At 59.6% G+C, this 16,437-nt stretch carries 20 protein-coding genes; 10 read left to right on the top strand and 10 right to left on the bottom strand.

Annotated features, from left to right (window positions below; translation table 11 throughout):
- Window positions 1-23 precede the first annotated feature (23 nt).
- The 3 genes from ACWR1S_RS20915 to trpB form a co-directional block, all read right to left on the bottom strand.
- The gene (locus tag ACWR1S_RS20915; RefSeq protein WP_454564813.1) at window positions 24-479 is read right to left on the bottom strand and encodes an anti-virulence regulator CigR family protein; all 456 of its coding nucleotides are present in this window, start codon (window positions 477-479) and stop codon (window positions 24-26) included.
- Between the two features lie 122 nt (window positions 480-601).
- Window positions 602-1,414 carry a tryptophan synthase subunit alpha gene (gene trpA / locus ACWR1S_RS20920; protein WP_454564814.1) on the bottom strand — a complete coding sequence of 271 codons (813 nt, stop codon included), beginning with the start codon at window positions 1,412-1,414 and terminating at the stop codon, window positions 602-604.
- On the bottom strand, window positions 1,414-2,646 hold the full coding sequence (trpB, locus tag ACWR1S_RS20925) for a tryptophan synthase subunit beta (RefSeq protein WP_034152277.1): 1,233 nt from the start codon (window positions 2,644-2,646) through the stop codon (window positions 1,414-1,416). The genes trpA and trpB overlap by 1 nt, the downstream gene beginning before the upstream one ends.
- Before the next feature lie 114 nt (window positions 2,647-2,760).
- Here trpB and ACWR1S_RS20930 point away from each other — a divergent pair, with 114 nt between their 5' ends.
- Window positions 2,761-3,678, top strand: coding sequence for a LysR family transcriptional regulator (locus ACWR1S_RS20930; RefSeq protein ID WP_454564815.1), 918 nt, complete (start codon window positions 2,761-2,763; stop codon window positions 3,676-3,678).
- On the opposite strand, the gene ACWR1S_RS20935 is transcribed toward ACWR1S_RS20930, so the two are convergent.
- The gene (locus ACWR1S_RS20935) at window positions 3,651-3,977 is read right to left on the bottom strand and encodes a DUF883 family protein (RefSeq protein ID WP_095190284.1); all 327 of its coding nucleotides are present in this window, start codon (window positions 3,975-3,977) and stop codon (window positions 3,651-3,653) included. The two genes, ACWR1S_RS20930 and ACWR1S_RS20935, sit on opposite strands and share 28 nt — an antisense overlap.
- A 157-nt stretch (window positions 3,978-4,134) precedes the next feature.
- Here ACWR1S_RS20935 and ACWR1S_RS20940 point away from each other — a divergent pair, with 157 nt between their 5' ends.
- Complete coding sequence (locus ACWR1S_RS20940) at window positions 4,135-4,350, top strand: dodecin (RefSeq protein WP_007911688.1); 216 nt, start codon at window positions 4,135-4,137, stop codon at window positions 4,348-4,350.
- A gap of 127 nt (window positions 4,351-4,477) precedes the next feature.
- A complete protein-coding gene (locus ACWR1S_RS20945) occupies window positions 4,478-4,702 on the top strand; it encodes a DUF1161 domain-containing protein (protein WP_435034243.1) in 225 nt (74 codons plus the stop codon).
- Between the two features lie 264 nt (window positions 4,703-4,966).
- Here the strand turns inward: ACWR1S_RS20945 and ACWR1S_RS20950 are convergent, their stop codons facing one another.
- Window positions 4,967-5,968, bottom strand: coding sequence for an LLM class flavin-dependent oxidoreductase (locus ACWR1S_RS20950; protein WP_454564816.1), 1,002 nt, complete (start codon window positions 5,966-5,968; stop codon window positions 4,967-4,969).
- 242 nt (window positions 5,969-6,210) lie between these two features.
- Here ACWR1S_RS20950 and ACWR1S_RS20955 point away from each other — a divergent pair, with 242 nt between their 5' ends.
- Window positions 6,211-6,642, top strand: a complete 432-nt coding sequence (locus tag ACWR1S_RS20955; RefSeq protein ID WP_034152273.1) for an OsmC family protein — start codon at window positions 6,211-6,213, stop codon at window positions 6,640-6,642.
- A 242-nt stretch (window positions 6,643-6,884) separates the two neighbouring features.
- Window positions 6,885-7,124 (top strand): DUF1161 domain-containing protein, encoded by a 240-nt coding sequence (locus ACWR1S_RS20960; RefSeq protein WP_034152272.1) that lies wholly within the window; start codon window positions 6,885-6,887, stop codon window positions 7,122-7,124.
- A gap of 6 nt (window positions 7,125-7,130) precedes the next feature.
- On the opposite strand, the gene ACWR1S_RS20965 is transcribed toward ACWR1S_RS20960, so the two are convergent.
- Both ACWR1S_RS20965 and ACWR1S_RS20970 read right to left on the bottom strand, forming a co-directional pair.
- Entirely contained in the window at window positions 7,131-7,550 is a 420-nt protein-coding gene (locus ACWR1S_RS20965; RefSeq protein ID WP_454564817.1) for a PA0061/PA0062 family lipoprotein, read from the bottom strand.
- Window positions 7,551-7,590: 40 nt separating this feature from the next.
- A complete protein-coding gene (locus ACWR1S_RS20970; RefSeq protein ID WP_116028658.1) occupies window positions 7,591-8,013 on the bottom strand; it encodes a PA0061/PA0062 family lipoprotein in 423 nt (140 codons plus the stop codon).
- A gap of 59 nt (window positions 8,014-8,072) precedes the next feature.
- Between ACWR1S_RS20970 and ACWR1S_RS20975 the strand changes: the two genes are divergently transcribed.
- The gene (locus ACWR1S_RS20975; protein WP_454564818.1) at window positions 8,073-9,149 is read left to right on the top strand and encodes an aminopeptidase; all 1,077 of its coding nucleotides are present in this window, start codon (window positions 8,073-8,075) and stop codon (window positions 9,147-9,149) included.
- Window positions 9,150-9,249: 100 nt separating this feature from the next.
- Here ACWR1S_RS20975 and ACWR1S_RS20980 read toward each other — a convergent pair whose 3' ends face one another.
- Both ACWR1S_RS20980 and ACWR1S_RS20985 read right to left on the bottom strand, forming a co-directional pair.
- Window positions 9,250-9,900 carry an HAD family hydrolase gene (locus tag ACWR1S_RS20980; protein WP_454564819.1) on the bottom strand — a complete coding sequence of 217 codons (651 nt, stop codon included), beginning with the start codon at window positions 9,898-9,900 and terminating at the stop codon, window positions 9,250-9,252.
- A 29-nt stretch (window positions 9,901-9,929) separates the two neighbouring features.
- The gene (locus ACWR1S_RS20985) at window positions 9,930-10,475 is read right to left on the bottom strand and encodes a gamma carbonic anhydrase family protein (protein ID WP_454564820.1); all 546 of its coding nucleotides are present in this window, start codon (window positions 10,473-10,475) and stop codon (window positions 9,930-9,932) included.
- Between the two features lie 88 nt (window positions 10,476-10,563).
- Here ACWR1S_RS20985 and prlC point away from each other — a divergent pair, with 88 nt between their 5' ends.
- Both prlC and ACWR1S_RS20995 read left to right on the top strand, forming a co-directional pair.
- Entirely contained in the window at window positions 10,564-12,615 is a 2,052-nt protein-coding gene (prlC, locus tag ACWR1S_RS20990; protein WP_454564821.1) for an oligopeptidase A, read from the top strand.
- On the top strand, window positions 12,612-12,899 hold the full coding sequence (locus tag ACWR1S_RS20995; RefSeq protein WP_454564822.1) for a YheV family putative zinc ribbon protein: 288 nt from the start codon (window positions 12,612-12,614) through the stop codon (window positions 12,897-12,899). Before prlC ends, ACWR1S_RS20995 begins: the two co-directional genes overlap by 4 nt.
- Before the next feature lie 49 nt (window positions 12,900-12,948).
- Here the strand turns inward: ACWR1S_RS20995 and ACWR1S_RS21000 are convergent, their stop codons facing one another.
- Window positions 12,949-13,593, bottom strand: coding sequence for a dual specificity protein phosphatase family protein (locus tag ACWR1S_RS21000; RefSeq protein WP_454564823.1), 645 nt, complete (start codon window positions 13,591-13,593; stop codon window positions 12,949-12,951).
- 303 nt (window positions 13,594-13,896) lie between these two features.
- On the opposite strand from ACWR1S_RS21000, the gene ACWR1S_RS21005 reads away from it, so the two are divergent.
- Together ACWR1S_RS21005 and ACWR1S_RS21010 are read left to right on the top strand one after the other, a co-directional pair.
- Window positions 13,897-14,643: a gluconate 2-dehydrogenase subunit 3 family protein gene (locus ACWR1S_RS21005; RefSeq protein ID WP_454564824.1), complete on the top strand. Its 747-nt coding sequence runs from the start codon at window positions 13,897-13,899 to the stop codon at window positions 14,641-14,643.
- 2 nt (window positions 14,644-14,645) lie between these two features.
- The gene (locus tag ACWR1S_RS21010; RefSeq protein WP_454564825.1) at window positions 14,646-16,430 is read left to right on the top strand and encodes a GMC family oxidoreductase; all 1,785 of its coding nucleotides are present in this window, start codon (window positions 14,646-14,648) and stop codon (window positions 16,428-16,430) included.
- Window positions 16,431-16,437: the final 7 nt, after the last annotated feature.

Below are 16,437 nucleotides of genomic sequence, written 5' to 3' on the forward strand. Positions count from 1 at the left end.
CGGTCTTTTTTATTGCCTGCCGATCAATACAAAACGCCATCGAGAATTTCGTAAACGATCCCGCTGCCCACCGCGATCAGCACGATGTCGCCCCCAGCGCGGCGCCATTCATAACCCGGGTACACCGGCAAACGACCCAACGCGCGACTATCCAGACGCTCGCCGTAATAGCCGTGCGGCAATGGCCGCCCACGCTCCAGATGAATGCCCGGAGGTGGCGGCGCACCGCGCACAAAGTAGCCATGATTGTCACGAATGGTCTGACGCACCGGGCCGAAGTCGTGCGGCGGCGGGCCACCTCGATGATCATTTTGCGGACCACGGTGATCATCACCGTGATTGTCGCCGCGGTTATCGTGCTGGCCCTGCTGTGGGCCGCCGTGGTCGTGATCGTCGCGCGGATCAGCGCTGGCCAGCAGCGGAGTCGCACTGATCAACAGCACGCCCAGTCCGGCCATCAGACGTTTCGGCATTTTCATCGGGTCTTTCCTCACGGCACAAACAGCAAAAAGGGATTCAGAACGTGGTTCTGAATCCCTCGGTCTTGCTCAATTAGTCTGTGCCGCGAGGCGCTAATTCCTCTGTATCAGGAACTTTACCTTCAGCTGACGCGGGCCTTACGCACGCCTTCGGAGAGTGCCGAGCACAGGCTCAAAACGCCGTCGACGGCTTGCGCTGGCGTCGTCGCGTTGGCGATGTGATCGATCAACGCCGAGCCCACCACAACACCGTCAGCCAGACGCGCGATGGACGCCGCTTGCTCTGGAGTGCGGATGCCGAAACCGATGCTGATCGGCAGATCGGTATGACGACGCAAACAGGTCACCGCCTCTTCGACGTGCTCCAGGGTTGCTGCACCGGCACCGGTCACACCGGCCACCGACACGTAGTAAACGAAACCGGAGCTGCCATTGAGCACTTTCGGCAGACGCGCATCGTCTGTGGTCGGCGTGGTCAGGCGGATAAAATCCAGACCCGCAGCCTGCGCCGGGTCGCACAGCTCGGCGTTGTGCTCCGGCGGCATGTCGACCACGATCAGACCGTCGACGCCAGCCTCTTTCGCATCAGCGATGAAACGCGGCACGCCATACATGTGGATCGGGTTGAAGTAGCCCATCAGCACCAGCGGCGTGTCGCTGTTGCCTTCGCGGAATTCACGAACCATTTGCAGGGTTTTCACCAGGTTCTGCTTGGCGCCCAAGGCACGGATGTTCGCCAGTTGAATCGCCGGGCCGTCGGCCATCGGGTCGGTGAACGGCATGCCCAGCTCGATCACGTCGGCACCGGCACCCGGCAAACCTTTGAGGATCGCCAGCGAAGTGTCGTAGTCCGGATCACCGGCGGTGACGAAGGTCACCAGCGCGGCGCGGTTCTGTTCTTTGAGGTCGGCAAAACGGCTTTGCAGGCGGCTCATCAGTGTTTCTCCTGCTTAGACTGTTCCATATGGTGCATGACGGTCTGCATGTCTTTGTCGCCACGGCCGGACAGGTTGACCACCATCAGGTGATCCTTCGGCAGCTTCGGTGCACGTTTGAACACTTCAGCCAAGGCGTGGGCGCTTTCCAGGGCAGGGATGATCCCTTCCAGGCGGCAGCATTTGTGGAACGCATCCAGAGCTTCGTCGTCAGTCACCGAGGTGTATTGAACGCGGCCGATGTCATGCAACCAGGCGTGCTCCGGGCCAATGCCTGGGTAGTCGAGGCCGGCGGAAATCGAGTGGGCGTCGATGATCTGGCCATCGTCGTCCTGCAGCAGGAAGGTGCGGTTACCGTGCAACACACCCGGAACACCGCCATTGAGGCTCGCCGCGTGCTTGCCGGTTTCGATGCCGTAACCGGCGGCTTCAACGCCGATGATCTCAACGCTCTTGTCGTCGAGGAACGGGTGGAACAAGCCCATCGCGTTGGAACCGCCACCGATGCACGCCACCAGGCTGTCCGGCAGACGACCTTCCTGCGCTTGTAACTGATCACGGGTTTCCTTACCGATCACGGCCTGGAAGTCGCGAACCATCGCTGGGTATGGATGTGGGCCGGCCACGGTGCCGATCAGGTAGAAGGTGTTGTCGACGTTGGTCACCCAGTCACGCAGGGCTTCGTTCATCGCGTCTTTCAGAGTGCCGGTACCGGCAACCACCGGAATCACTTCAGCGCCCAGCAGTTTCATACGGAAGACGTTGGCCTGCTGACGTTCGATGTCAGTGGTGCCCATGTAGATCACGCAGTCCAGGCCGAAACGTGCGGCGACGGTGGCAGTGGCCACGCCGTGCATGCCGGCGCCGGTCTCGGCGATGATGCGTTTTTTGCCCATGCGCCGCGCCAGCAGGATCTGGCCGATGCAGTTGTTGATCTTGTGCGCGCCGGTGTGGTTCAGCTCTTCGCGCTTGAGATAAATTTTCGCGCCGCCGCAAAACTCGGTCAGACGCTCAGCGAAATACAGCGGGCTTGGACGTCCGACGTAATCACGCTGGAAGTAGGCCAATTCTTCTTTGAACGCCGGATCTTCCTTGGCCGCTTCGTATTCGCGGGCCAGATCGAGGATCAACGGCATCAGGGTTTCCGCCACGTAGCGGCCACCGAACGAGCCGAACAGGCCGTTATCGTCCGGGCCGTTACGCAGATTGGAAGTGTTCGAAGTCTGGGTCATGAGTCGCTCCAGGTGAATTCGGGTCAAGAGACAATGACGACCACTCTACCCCTGACCTTCCAGGCTGAAAACCGATAAGATCGCCACAACCTGTCAGGAAAACTCACAGATACCATGAGCCACGACCTTCCTCCGCTGAACGCCCTGCGCGCCTTTGAGGCGACCGCCCGTCTGAACAGCGTCAGTCAGGCTGCCGAGCAGCTGCACGTTACCCATGGCGCGGTCAGTCGTCAGCTCAAGGTGCTGGAAGAGCACTTGGGCGTCAGCCTGTTCGTCAAGGATGGACGCGGCTTGAAACTCACAGATGCCGGCATGCGTTTGCGTGATGCCAGTGGCGAGGCGTTTGATCGCTTGCGCAGTGTTTGCGCTGAATTGACGCAAAGCACGGCGGATGCGCCGTTTGTACTCGGCTGCTCTGGAAGCCTGCTGGCGCGCTGGTTTATTCCGCGTTTGGGGCGATTGAATGCCGATCTGCCGGATTTGCGTTTGCATCTATCGGCGGGTGAAGGCGATCTCGATCCAAGACGTCCGGGGCTGGATGCTTTGCTGCTGTTCGCCGAACCACCATGGCCTGCAGACATGCAGGTCTATGAACTGGCCGCGGAACGCATCGGTCCGGTCATGAGTCCGCTGTTTAGCGGTTATCAGCGCCTGCAAACCGCGCCAGCCTCAGCGCTGCTCAGTGAACCATTGCTGCACACCACCTCGCGGCCACAAGCCTGGCCGACCTGGGCACAGCAAAACCACCTCGACGCGAAAGCGTTGAAGTCAGGGCAGGGTTTCGAGCATTTGTATTACTTGCTGGAAGCAGCAGTGGCAGGCCTTGGCGTGGCCATCGCGCCGGAGCCGCTGGTAACAGAAGATTTGAAGGCCGGTCGCCTGGTTGCGCCGTGGGGCTTCTGTGAAACCCCGGCGCAACTGGCGTTGTGGCTACCCAAGCGCGCCGCAGACGGCCGCGCCCGGCAACTGGCGCAATGGCTCAAGAACGAGCTGCGCCAGAGCGATCACTCGCCGCGCTTGAACAGCAAGTAAGCCGCGAGCAAGCCGAGCGCACCAACTGCGACGCCGGCCGTCGTCCACGGATGTTCCTGCGCGTAATCACGGGTAGCAATCCCCGTTTCGCGGGTTTTAACCTTGACTTCTTCATAGGCATCGCTGAGCAGGTGACGCGAATGTTTCAGCGCACTTTCGGCATTGCTTTTCAGCGCCTTGAGGGTCTTGCGCGACTCGTCCGAAGCGTCGTCCTTCAGACTTTCCAACGACTTGAGCAGACTCTCGATCTCGGCTTCCATGCTTTGCAACGAGGCTTTACGTAAAGAGGTGTTGGCCATGGTGGCTCTCCTGCATTGGTGATGAGTGGCGTGTGTTGGTTGGGACTTCAGCGGTTTGAGAAAGTGCAGAAAATCTGAACTTCGCCTGCACGAAGCCACCGAAATCAACAGTGCAGATTCACTGCTAGTCTCAATTCCACACGCCAAGGAGATCGTTATGAGTGACCATCACACGTACAAGAAAGTCGAGCTGGTCGGTTCGTCCGCCAGCAGCATCGAAGACGCCATCAACAACGCGCTGGCCGAAGCCAACAAGAGCATCAAGCACCTTGAGTGGTTTGAAGTGGTCGACACCCGTGGCCACATCAAGGACGGCAAGGCTGCGCACTTTCAGGTGACGCTGAAAGTCGGCTTTCGCATTGCCAGTAGCTGAGTTTGGTCTAGTCTTCTGAACTTGCGCGCTGGCCGAGTGCCATAGGAATGGCAAAGCGCTACAGGGTGAGTGCATCGGGTGAACGCTCGATGCCCGCCTCTTTTAATCCGACCAGGGAGTGCGACCGATGAAGAAGTTCATGTTGGCAGTAGGTTTGTTGAGCCTTGCGGGTGGTGCGTTTGCTGCCGGTAAGCCATGTGAAGAGTTGAAAAGCGAGATTGCGGCGAAGCTGGATGCCAAGGGCGTTTCCGGGTATTCGCTGGAGATTGTTGATAAGGGCGCGGCCGCTGACGGCAAGGTCGTTGGCAAATGTGAAGGTGGCGCCAAGGAAATCGTCTACAAGCGTGGTTGATTGCGCCTGAAATACAAAAGCCGACGTGAAGGCGTCGGCTTTTTTGTTTCCGGGATTTGGGATTTTTGGTGGATTTGAAATCGAACCCCCTCACCCCAGCCCTCCCGAAACGTCGGACCGCCCCCAAGGGGTAGAGGGGAAAGGGAGCAGATCGGGGGCTCTTCGAAACCTGAGTTCGACTGGATATTTCAGGTCGGCGCATCTCGAACATTCAACCCGGTCAGTCCCCTCTCCCTCCGGGAGAGGGCTAGGGTGAGGGGCTTTTCAGCCCTTCATGACCTGCGCCAACAATTCGTACGAATGCACGCGATCAGCATGCTCATACAGATCACTGGTGAAAATCAGCTCATCCGCCTGGGTCTGCTCAACCAGCACCTCCAGCTTGGCGCGAATCTTCTGCGGGCTGCCGACCATCGCCAGACCAAGGAAATCCCCCACCGCCTCGCGCTCATGCGGCAGCCACAAGCCATCCATGGTTTTCACGGGCGGACGCTGCACCAGGCTCTGCCCACGCATCAACGCAAGAATGCGCTGGTACACCGACGTCGCCAGGTAATCGGCTTGCTCATCGGTATCCGCCGCCACCAGCGGTACACCGAGCATCACATACGGCTTGTCGAGCACCGCCGACGGCTTGAAGTGATTGCGGTAGATGCGGATCGCCTCGTGCATGAACCGCGGGGCGAAATGCGAGGCGAAGGCGTAAGGCAAGCCGCGCTCACCAGCCAATTGCGCGCTGAACAGGCTGGAACCCAGCAGCCAGATTGGCACATTGGTACCGGTGCCCGGCATCGCGATCACGCGCTGATCAGGGGTGCGCGGACCGAGGTAGCGCACCAGTTCGGCAACGTCTTCCGGGAAGTCATCAGCGCTGCCGGAACGTTCACGGCGCAGGGCGCGGGCGGTCATCTGATCGGAGCCCGGTGCGCGGCCCAAGCCGAGGTCGATCCGGCCCGGGTACAGGCTTTCGAGGGTGCCGAACTGCTCGGCGATCACCAGCGGCGCATGGTTGGGCAGCATCACGCCGCCGGAGCCGACACGAATGGTCGAGGTCCCGCCGGCCAAATAGCCGAGCAGAACAGAGGTCGCAGAACTGGCGATGCCGTCCATGTTGTGGTGTTCGGCCACCCAGAACCGCGTGTAGCCGAATTTCTCGACGTGCTGCGCCAGATCCAGCGAATTGCGCAGCGACTGCGCCGGGCTGCCGTTTTCGCGCACCGGCACCAGATCGAGGGTGGAAAATTTTACGTCGGACAGTTGTTTCATAAACCTGCGTCTCCGAGTGAGGAGGCAGGTTTTTCTTGCGAACGAAAACCTGCCAAATCCATAAGCGTGTTTTGTGCAATGAGGGCATATACCCGAGTTTCAATAGCAGTGACGAAATTTCCTACTAAAAAAGTCAACGATTCAGCCGGGCTGAACTTTGTTCCGGCGTCTATCCTCAGAAGCCTTGCAAGCAACAACCACGACGGCGCGGCGTTTCCGCGCCAGATCTTGAGGAGGCAGACATGGCTATCGTGAAGAAAGCATCCGCGCATTGGGCAGGCGATCTGAAAACCGGCATTGGCTCGATTTCCACCGAAACCGGTGTCCTCAGAGAAGCGCCCTACGGCTTCAAGGCCCGCTTTGAGGGCGGCAAGGGCACCAACCCGGAGGAACTGATCGGCGCAGCCCATGCCGGCTGCTTCTCCATGGCGTTTTCGATGATTCTGGGCGATGCGGGCCTGAAGGCCGACAGCATTGATACTCAGGCTGAAGTGACGCTCGATCAGGTGGATGGCGGGTTCGCGATTACCGCGGTGAAGCTGATCCTCAAGGCGAAAATCCCGGGGGCGACTCAGGCGCAATTCGAAGAGCTGAGCAACAAGGCCAAGGAAGGGTGCCCGGTATCGAAAGTGCTGAATGCGAAGATTACGCTTGAGGCTTCGCTGGTCAGTTGATTTGTCGCTGGCCGGTCTGACGCCTTCGCGAGCAGGCTCGCTCCCACAGGGATTCGTGTGGCACACAGTTCCAAATGTGGGAGCGAGCCTGCTCGCGAAGGCAATTTCAAAATCAACACTAGGTTTGAAAACTTCAGCACAACTTGTGAGCGAAGTCAGAACCCTCGCTGTAAAAATATGGTCGAATAAGTGACAGCAGCTTCAGCGCACGCCCGTGCGCGCTGCCTCAGGGAGCTTCACTCATGAAACGTATTGGCTTGGCGATTCTCTGCAGTGCACTGGCCACTTCTGTCATTGCGGCGCCCAAAGACTGCGAAGAACTCAAGAAAGAGATCGAAATCAAGATTCAGGCCAAAGCAGTGCCGTCCTACACACTGGAAATCGTAAGCAAGGAAGAAGCGGCAAAACATGACATCGCCATGGTGGTCGGTTCATGTGAGAACGGCACCAAAGCGATCATCTATCAGAAGAACGACAGCTGAGTCGACTCAGATAATGCAGTCGTAGTCGTAATCCTCGGCGACGATTTCGCGCTTGGCGTTGTAGAGCCGGGCACTCGGGGTGAACGCCAGCGAACGCCCCTCCAGCACATAACGCTGCCCGGCCTCGAAATGGTCATAGCGGATGTACAGGTAGCACAGCCGCTCCACCGGGCCGTTCATCAAGCTGCCGCCACCACCAAACACTTCGAAATCGAACCGCACGCGCAATTCGTGACTGCCGGGGGTGACCTGAAAGAAGCGCCCGTCATTCAGTCGTTGTTTGTCGAGGCGCTCGGCCATCAGCACTTTACCGCCGGGTGTCGGCGTCGAAAAATCGACCCAGGCCATCTGCGGATCGACCGGTGGCAACGGCGTCTGACAACCGGCCACAAGACTGGCAATGAGCAACAACAGCAACTGGCGCATGATGGATATCCACAGATCTGAATATTCAGCATAGCGCCGATCAGCTGCTCTGACAGCCTGCCGGCGTGCCTTGGCCTACCACTTTGCGCTGCTCGTCATAGAGCTTGGCCCACGGCCTGAAGCCGATACTGCCAGCCTGCAACTGATAACGCTGGCCGGCATTGAAGTCCTTGAATTTCACGTTCAACTGGCAATCGCGCCACAGCGGCTCAGCGTCAGGACCGATGTTGGTCGCGGCCACCGGAAACTGATAACGCACCTTCAATTCATGGCTGCCGGGCTGCACTTCGAAGTAGCGTTTGTCGTCGGTCACGCTGCTATCGACCTTCATCGCTTGCAAGGTCGTGTCCTGTTGCCGGGCATCGAGGTCGATCCAGGCTTGCGAAGGGTCGGGATCGGGCATTCCGAATCCGGCACAACCGGCCAGCGTCAGCAGGCCTCCTGACAGCATCAACATGCGCATAGCGGTGCTCCTTAAGGCGGGATAGTCTTGCGGGCAGACTCTCCGGGGGATTTCTTATTTTGAGCAGGCCGTTTCCAAGCCTTGGGTTACTTGATCGCGTTTTTCGGGTTTTGTTTCCGGGTGTGTTGTTTTTGTTGCTCAACGGTTGCGCCAGCGTCAGCTATTACGCTCAGTTGGCCAGCGGTCAGCTGCAATTACTGCGCGCGCGCGAGCCGGTGGAACAGGTGATCAACGACCCGAGCCGTGACGCAACACTGCGCGCACATCTGGCGCAATCACAAAAGGCCCGCGCCTTTGCCAGCGAGCATCTGCACCTGCCGGATAACCAGAGCTATCGGCTTTACGCCGACATCCATCGCCCGTACGTGGTGTGGAATGTGTTCGCCACTCAAGAGTTCTCCCTGACGCCGCAGAACCATTGCTTCCCGATTGCCGGGTGTGTGGCCTATCGCGGCTATTACAACCAGAGCGCGGCGCGCGGTGAAGCGGCAATCCAGCGTTTGCAGGGCATGGACGTGTCGATTGGCGGCGTTGAGGCTTATTCAACACTGGGCTGGTTCAACGACCCGATCCTCAATTCGATGATGGGCTGGGGCGATGAGCGTCTGGCCACGCTGATCTTTCATGAGCTGGCGCACCAACGCTTTTATGTGAAGGACGACACCGAGTTCAACGAGTCCTTTGCCACCTTTGTCGAGCAGGAAGGCACGCGGCAGTGGCGCGCGTTTCGGGGGTTGCCGGCGGACACCGATTCACGGCTGAAGCAGCGCGATCAGTTTATAGAATTGGTCCTAGATACCCGCTCACGGCTGGAAAAGCTCTACGCGCAGTCAATGCCGGTTGAGCAAATGCGCGAGCGCAAAGCAGCCGAGTTCGAACAGTTTCGCCGGGATTATCGGGTAATGAAGGACAGTCAGTGGGCCGGGGACAAGCGTTATGACGCCTGGGTGAATGCGCCGTTGAACAATGCGCGGTTGTTGCCGTTTGGGCTGTATGACCAGTGGGTGCCGGCGTTTTCGGCGTTGTTCAAGCAGGTTGGGGGGGATTGGCTGAGGTTTTATGCGCAGGTTGAGAAGTTGGGTGGGCTGCCGGTGGCTGAGCGCAAAGCGGCGCTGAAAGCGTTGGCAAAATCCTGATTTCGCATTGGCTGAGCCGGCCCCTTCGCGAGCAAGCTCGCTCCCACAGGGGGAATGCATTCCAAATGTGGGAGCGAGCTTGCTCGCGAAGGCAATTTAATCAGCGCTGCAGAAACGCCTGATGCAACTGATCCAGTGTCTCGAAGTGATAAGCCGGCGCCTCGGCATTCAACTCTTCAAAACTGCCAAACCCATAACCGACCGCCGCCGCATCCAGCCCATTGCTGCGCGCGCCGATCAGGTCGTGCTTGCGATCGCCAATCATCAGCGTATCCGCCGGATCCAGCCCTTCTTCCTTGATCAGATGCGCAATCAGCTCAACCTTGTTGGTCCGCGTGCCATCCAGCTCACTGCCGTAGATCACCTTGAAGTGCCGGGCAAAATCAAAGTGCCGGGCAATCTCGCGGGCGAATTCCCATGGCTTCGAAGTCGCGATGTACAACTGCCGTCCTTGGCCGCCCAGGGTTTCCAGCAACGGCGTAACGCCGTCGAACACACGGTTCTCATAAAGGCCTGTGACCTTGAAGCGCTCACGATAGAAATTCACCGCCTGCCACGCCTTGGCTTCATCAAAATCGTAGAACTGCATGAACGCCTGCAACAACGGCGGGCCGATAAAGTGTTCCAGTCTGGTCAGATCCGGCTCATCGATGCCGAGTTTGGCGAGGGCGAACTGGATGGAGCGGGTGATGCCCTCACGCGGGTCGGTCAGGGTGCCATCGAGGTCGAACAGTACGGTTTGGTAATGCATGGGTATTCCTGAGCGGTCGCGATTTCGATTCAGAGTGTGTCGTAGCCTTCGGCCAGATGCAGGTCCTTGAGTTTCACGTAGTTCGCTGCACTGTAGGTGAAGAAGGCTTTTTCCTTGTCGGTCAGCGGGCGAATCTGTTTCACCGGGCTGCCGACATACAGGAAGCCAGTTTCAAGGCGCTTGCCCGGCGGCACCAGGCTGCCGGCGCCGATGATCACGTCGTCTTCAACCACCGCACCGTCCATGACGATGCTGCCCATGCCGATCAACACGCGGCTGCCAACGCTGCAGCCATGCAGCATGACTTTGTGGGCGATGGTCACGTCGTCGCCGATCAGCAGCGGGAAGCCGTCCGGATTGAACGGGCCGGCGTGGGTGATGTGCAGCACGCAACCGTCCTGCACACTGGTGCGCGCACCGATGCGGATGCGGTGCATGTCGCCGCGGATCACGGTCAGCGGCCAGACCGAGCTGTCTTCACCGATTTCGACGTCGCCGATCACCACCGCCGAGCTGTCGACAAACGCGCCTTTGCAAAGGCTGGGGGTGTGATTCTGGTACTTGCGAACGGACACGATAATTTCTCTCTCTGTCGCCGATAGCTGCGGATGATGCCGATTGTAATTAAGATGGGGCAATGTTTCCCCAGCCAAGGTGCCAACCGTGAGCGTGAACAACCCTCTTCTGCAGTCCTACGACCTGCCGCCGTTCTCCACGATCCGTGCCGAACACGTCCTGCCCGCCATCGAAACGATCCTGGCCGACAACCGCGCCGCCATTGCCGACATCCTCAAGACTCAGGTTCAGAACCCGACTTGGGCCGGTCTGGTACTGGCGATGGACGAACTCAATGACCGCCTCGGCGCTGCCTGGAGCCCGGTCAGCCACCTCAACGCCGTGTGCAACAGCGCCGAACTGCGCGAAGCCTACGAGTCATGCCTGCCAGCCCTGAGCGCCTACTCCACCGAGATGGGCCAGAACCGCGAACTGTTCCAGGCTTATGAAGCACTGGCCAACAGCCCTGAAGCCGCCAATTTCGACGTGGCGCAAAAGACTATTCTCGAACACGCCCTGCGTGACTTCCGTCTGTCGGGTATCGACCTGCCGGAAGCCGAACAGAAACGCTACGCCGAAGTGCAAAGCAAACTGTCCGAGCTGGGCAGCCGCTTCTCCAACCAACTGCTCGACGCCACGCAGGCGTGGACCAAGCACGTCACCGACGAAGCCGCCCTCGCCGGCCTGACCGACTCGGCCAAGGCGCAAATGGCCGCCGCCGCACAGGCCAAAGGCCTCGATGGCTGGCTGATCACCCTGGAATTCCCGAGCTACTACGCGGTGATGACCTACGCGCAAGACCGTGCGCTGCGTGAAGAAGTCTACGCCGCCTACTGCACCCGCGCCTCGGATCAAGGTCCGAACGCCGGTCAGAACGACAACGGCCCGGTGATGGAAGAGATCCTCGACCTGCGTCAGGAACTGGCCAAACTGTTGGGCTTCGCCAGTTTCTCCGAGCTGAGCCTGGCCACCAAAATGGCCGAGTCCAGCGATCAGGTGCTGAGTTTCCTGCGCGATCTGGCCAAGCGCAGCAAACCGTTTGCCGCGCAGGATCTGCAACAGCTGCGCGCCTACGCCGCCGAACAGGGCTGCGCCGATCTGCAAAGCTGGGACAGCGGTTTCTACGGTGAAAAGCTCCGTGAACAGCGCTACAGCGTTGCTCAGGAAACCCTGCGCGCCTACTTCCCGATCGACAAAGTGCTGGGCGGCCTGTTCGCCATCGTCCAGCGTCTGTACGGCATCGAGATCGCCGAACAGAAAGGCTTCGACACCTGGCACCCGGACGTGCGCCTGTTCGAAATCAAGGAAAACGGCCAGCACGTCGGTCGCTTCTTCTTCGATCTCTATGCCCGCGCCAACAAGCGTGGCGGTGCCTGGATGGACGGCGCCCGTGACCGTCGCCGCACCGTCGACGGCGTGCTGCAAAGCCCGGTGGCCAATCTGGTGTGCAACTTCACCCCGGCCGACAGCGGCAAACCTGCACTGTTGACCCACGATGAAGTGACCACGCTGTTCCACGAATTCGGTCATGGCCTGCATCACCTGCTGACCCGCGTTGATCACGCCGGTGTTTCCGGCATCAACGGCGTGGCGTGGGATGCGGTCGAGTTGCCAAGTCAGTTCATGGAAAACTGGTGCTGGGAGCCGGAAGGTCTGGCGTTGATTTCCGGCCATTACGAAAGCGGCGAGCCGCTGCCGCAGGATCTGCTGGAAAAAATGCTCGCGGCGAAAAACTTCCAGTCCGGCCTGATGATGGTCCGTCAGCTGGAGTTCTCGCTGTTCGACTTCGAACTGCACGCCACCCACGGTGATGGTCGCAGCGTTGCGCAGGTGCTGGAAGGCGTGCGTGACGAAGTGTCTGTCATGCGTCCACCGGCCTATAACCGCTTCCCGAACAGCTTCGCGCACATCTTCGCCGGCGGTTACGCGGCGGGTTACTACAGCTACAAGTGGGCGGAAGTGCTGTCGGCCGATGCCTTCTCGAAGTTCGAAGAAGACGGCGTGCTCAACGCAGAAACCGGTCGCGCTTTCCGCGAAGCGATTCTGGCGCGCGGCGGTTCGCAGGCACCGATGGTGCTGTTCGTCGACTTCCGTGGCCGTGAGCCGTCGATTGACGCACTGTTGCGCCACAGCGGCCTGAGTGAGGACGCGGCAGCATGAGTGACGGGCCTGTGATTACCAAAAAACGTTTTATCGCCGGGGCGGTCTGCCCAGCGTGCAGCGAGCCGGACAAGTTGATGATGTGGAATGAAGACAGCGTGCCGCACCGTGAATGCGTGGCCTGTGGTTACTCCGACACGCTCAACGAGCAAGGGCTGTCGGTGCCGAAAGAATTGGGCACGCGGGTCAACACCAGCGCGCTGAACAAACCTGCGCCGGACAAGACCGTGCAGGCGGTGCAGTTCTTTCCGAATCCGAAGCTGAAGAAGAAATCCGAAGACTGAGCCGCGGCTTGAAAACCTTCCACGATGCAATGTCGTGGAAGGTCGCGGATTACTTCAGGTTGACGGACTGAAACCAGCTCTTCATCGAGCAAGTGGCGAACGCGCTGGTGCTGCAATCGCCATTGGCCAGCGCCGTGCGCAGCTTGTCGACATCGGCCTGCATCACATAGCGCACGCTGTCGCGGAAGTGCCCGCTCTCGCCGAATCCGCCCTGGGTCATCTCGCTCAATGCATCCTCTTTGCTCCAGCCCTGAACCACCACACGGTACATCGCCGCCATCAGACCCGTGCGGTCGGAGCCATGCTTGCAATGCATCAACACCGGGCCATTGGCTTCGGCAGACTGAATAGCCCGCAAAGTCTTGAGCACATCGGCGTCGTCAACGTGATTGGTGCGATACGGCAGTTGCACCTGATTGATGCCCGGCTCCGACAACCAGTTGCTGTCGGCTTCCGGCAGGAAGTTGATCACCGTGGTGACTTTGAGATTTTTCAGCAACGGCACGGCGCCGCCATCCGGCAACGCGCTGCGATAGAGCGTCGGCGACATCTGGAACAGGTTGTATTGCACTTCGACCGGTTGTGCCCAATCACTCGGGCGGACAGTCGTTGCCGCTGCAGCCTGGGCCGGCATCCAGTGCAACAGCGCTACAAGCGATAAACACAAAGCAGGAAAAAAACGCACTCGGGACATGCTCGGGTAACCGTGTCGGGATTCATCGATGAGAGGAACCGCAGCTTCGATGTTGAGCAGTCAAAGCCCCGTGAGCCGTTTGTCAAAGAATCGTGAATCAGCGCTGTTTCATTGAGCGCCGCTAATAAAAACCGCTCTTTTTTCCGCTGAATCGGTTCATCCCGAAGCTTAGCCTGCTACCATTTGTCACACGATGTTGCAGACGCGTCTCCCTTTTCCGGGTCAGACCGAATCCGTCTCGACGATAAATCCTCAAGCCGTTCGCAGAAACGGCTACCCCTGATGCCTGATGAGGTGCACCCCATGTCTGATGAAAGTCGAGACAACCCGCGGCGTGATTTTTTGCGCAAATCCCTGACCCTGATCCCGGTGGTCACCCTGGCTGGTACCGGTCTGGGCAGCAGCGTCCTGCAAGCAGCGCCTGAAGCCACGCCGGCTGCACCCGTGCCGCAACCGGCTCGTGCTGATGCCGGCGTTTATCAGCCGAGCTATTTCACTGCCGAAGAATGGGCGTTCATCAACGCTGCCGTCGCGCAGTTGATCCCCAACGATGCCCAAGGCCCGGGCGCGCTCGAAGCCGGTGTGCCGGAATACATCGACCGGCAGATGAACACGCCGTACGCCGCCGGTGCGCTGTGGTACATGCAAGGCCCGTTCAACGCCGACGCCGCGCCGGAAATGGGCTGGCAGAGCAAACTGGTGCCCAAAGAGATCTATCGCCTCGGCATCGCCGCCACGGATCAGTGGGCAAAATCCCTCAACGGTAAGGTATTTGCCGAGCAAGACAGCGCTACCCGAGACGATTTGCTCAAGCAACTCGAAGCCGGCAAACCTCAGTTTGACGCGGTTCCGGCGAAGATTTTCTTCAACCTGCTGCTGCAAAACACCAAGGAAGGGTTCTTCTGCGACCCGATCCACGGCGGCAACAAAGGCATGGTCGGCTGGACCATGATCGGCTTCCCCGGCGCCCGCGCCGATTTCATGGATTGGGTGGAACGCAACGAGCAATACCCCTTCCCGGCAGTTTCGATTCGCGGCGAGAGGGCGTAAGCATGGCAACGGTAATGAAGAAGGTTGACGCAGTCATCGTCGGTTTCGGCTGGACCGGCGCGATCATGGCCAAGGAGCTGACCGAAGCGGGTCTCAACGTGCTGGCGCTGGAGCGCGGGCCGATGCAGGACACCTACCCCGACGGCAACTATCCACAGGTGATCGACGAACTCACCTACAGCGTGCGTAAAAAACTCTTTCAGGACATCTCCAAAGAAACCGTCACCATTCGCCACAGCGTCAACGACATCGCCCTGCCGAACCGCCAGTTGGGCGCGTTCCTGCCGGGCAACGGCGTCGGCGGCGCCGGCCTGCACTGGTCGGGCGTGCACTTTCGCGTCGACCCGATCGAGTTGCGCATGCGCAGCCACTACGAAGAGCGCTACGGCAAAAGCTTTATCCCCAAGGACATGACCATCCAGGACTTCGGCGTCAGTTATGAAGAGCTGGAGCCATTCTTCGATTTCGCCGAAAAAGTCTTCGGCACCTCCGGCCAGGCCTGGACGGTGAAAGGCCAACTGGTCGGTCAGGGCAAGGGCGGCAACCCGTACGCGCCGGATCGTTCCAACCCGTTCCCGCTGGAAGCACAGAAGAATACGGTGTCCGCACAACTGTTCGGCAAAGCGGCTGCAGAGGTCGGTTACAAGCCTTACAACTTGCCTTCGGCAAACACCTCCGGGCCGTACACCAACCCTTACGGCGCACAAATGGGCCCGTGCAACTTCTGCGGTTTCTGCAGCGGTTATGTCTGCTACATGTACTCCAAGGCTTCGCCGAACGTGAACATTCTGCCGGCGCTCAAGCCGCTGCCGAATTTCGAGCTGCGGCCTAATTCGCACGTGCTGCGGGTCAACCTCGACAGCACGAAATCCAAAGCCACCGGCGTGACCTACATCGACGCTCAGGGTCGCGAGATCGAGCAACCGGCGGATCTGGTGATCCTCGGCGCGTTCCAGTTGCACAACGTGCGTCTGATGCTGCTCTCGGGGATCGGCAAGCCGTACGACCCGATCACTGGCGAAGGCGTGGTCGGGCGTAACTTTGCCTACCAGAACATGGCGACCATCAAGGCGTTCTTCGACAAGGACACCCACACCAACAACTTCATCGGCGCCGGCGGCAACGGAGTGGCGCTGGACGACTTCAACGCCGACAACTTCGACCACGGCCCGCACGGCTTCGTCGGCGGCTCGCCGATGTGGGTCAACCAGGCTGGCAGCCGACCGATTGCCGGCACTTCGAACCCGCCGGGCACCCCGGCCTGGGGCAGTGACTGGAAACGCGCGACCGCCGATTACTACACCCACCAGGTGTCGATGGACGCCCACGGCGCGCATCAGTCCTACCGTGGCAACTACCTCGATCTCGATCCGGTGTACCGCGATGCCTACGGCTTGCCGCTGCTGCGGATGACCTTCGACTGGCAGGAAAACGACATCAAGATGAACCGCTTCATGGTCGAGAAAATGGGCAAGGTTGCCGAGGCGATGGGCCCGAAAGCCATCGCGGTGATCGGCAAGAAAGTCGGTGACCACTTCAATACGGCGTCGTACCAGACCACTCACCTTAACGGTGGCGCGATCATGGGCACCGATCCAAAGAAGAGCGCGCTGAACCGCTACTTGCAGAGCTGGGACGTGCACAACGTTTTCGTTCCGGGTGCCTCGGCATTCCCGCAAGGCCTGGGCTACAACCCGACCGGGCTGGTGGCTGCACTGACCTACTGGTCGGCGAAAGCGATCCGCGAGCAGTACCTGAAAAACCCCGGCCCGCTGGTTCAGGCTTAAGGAGCGA

Source organism: Pseudomonas sp. AIG, from assembly GCF_977020205.1.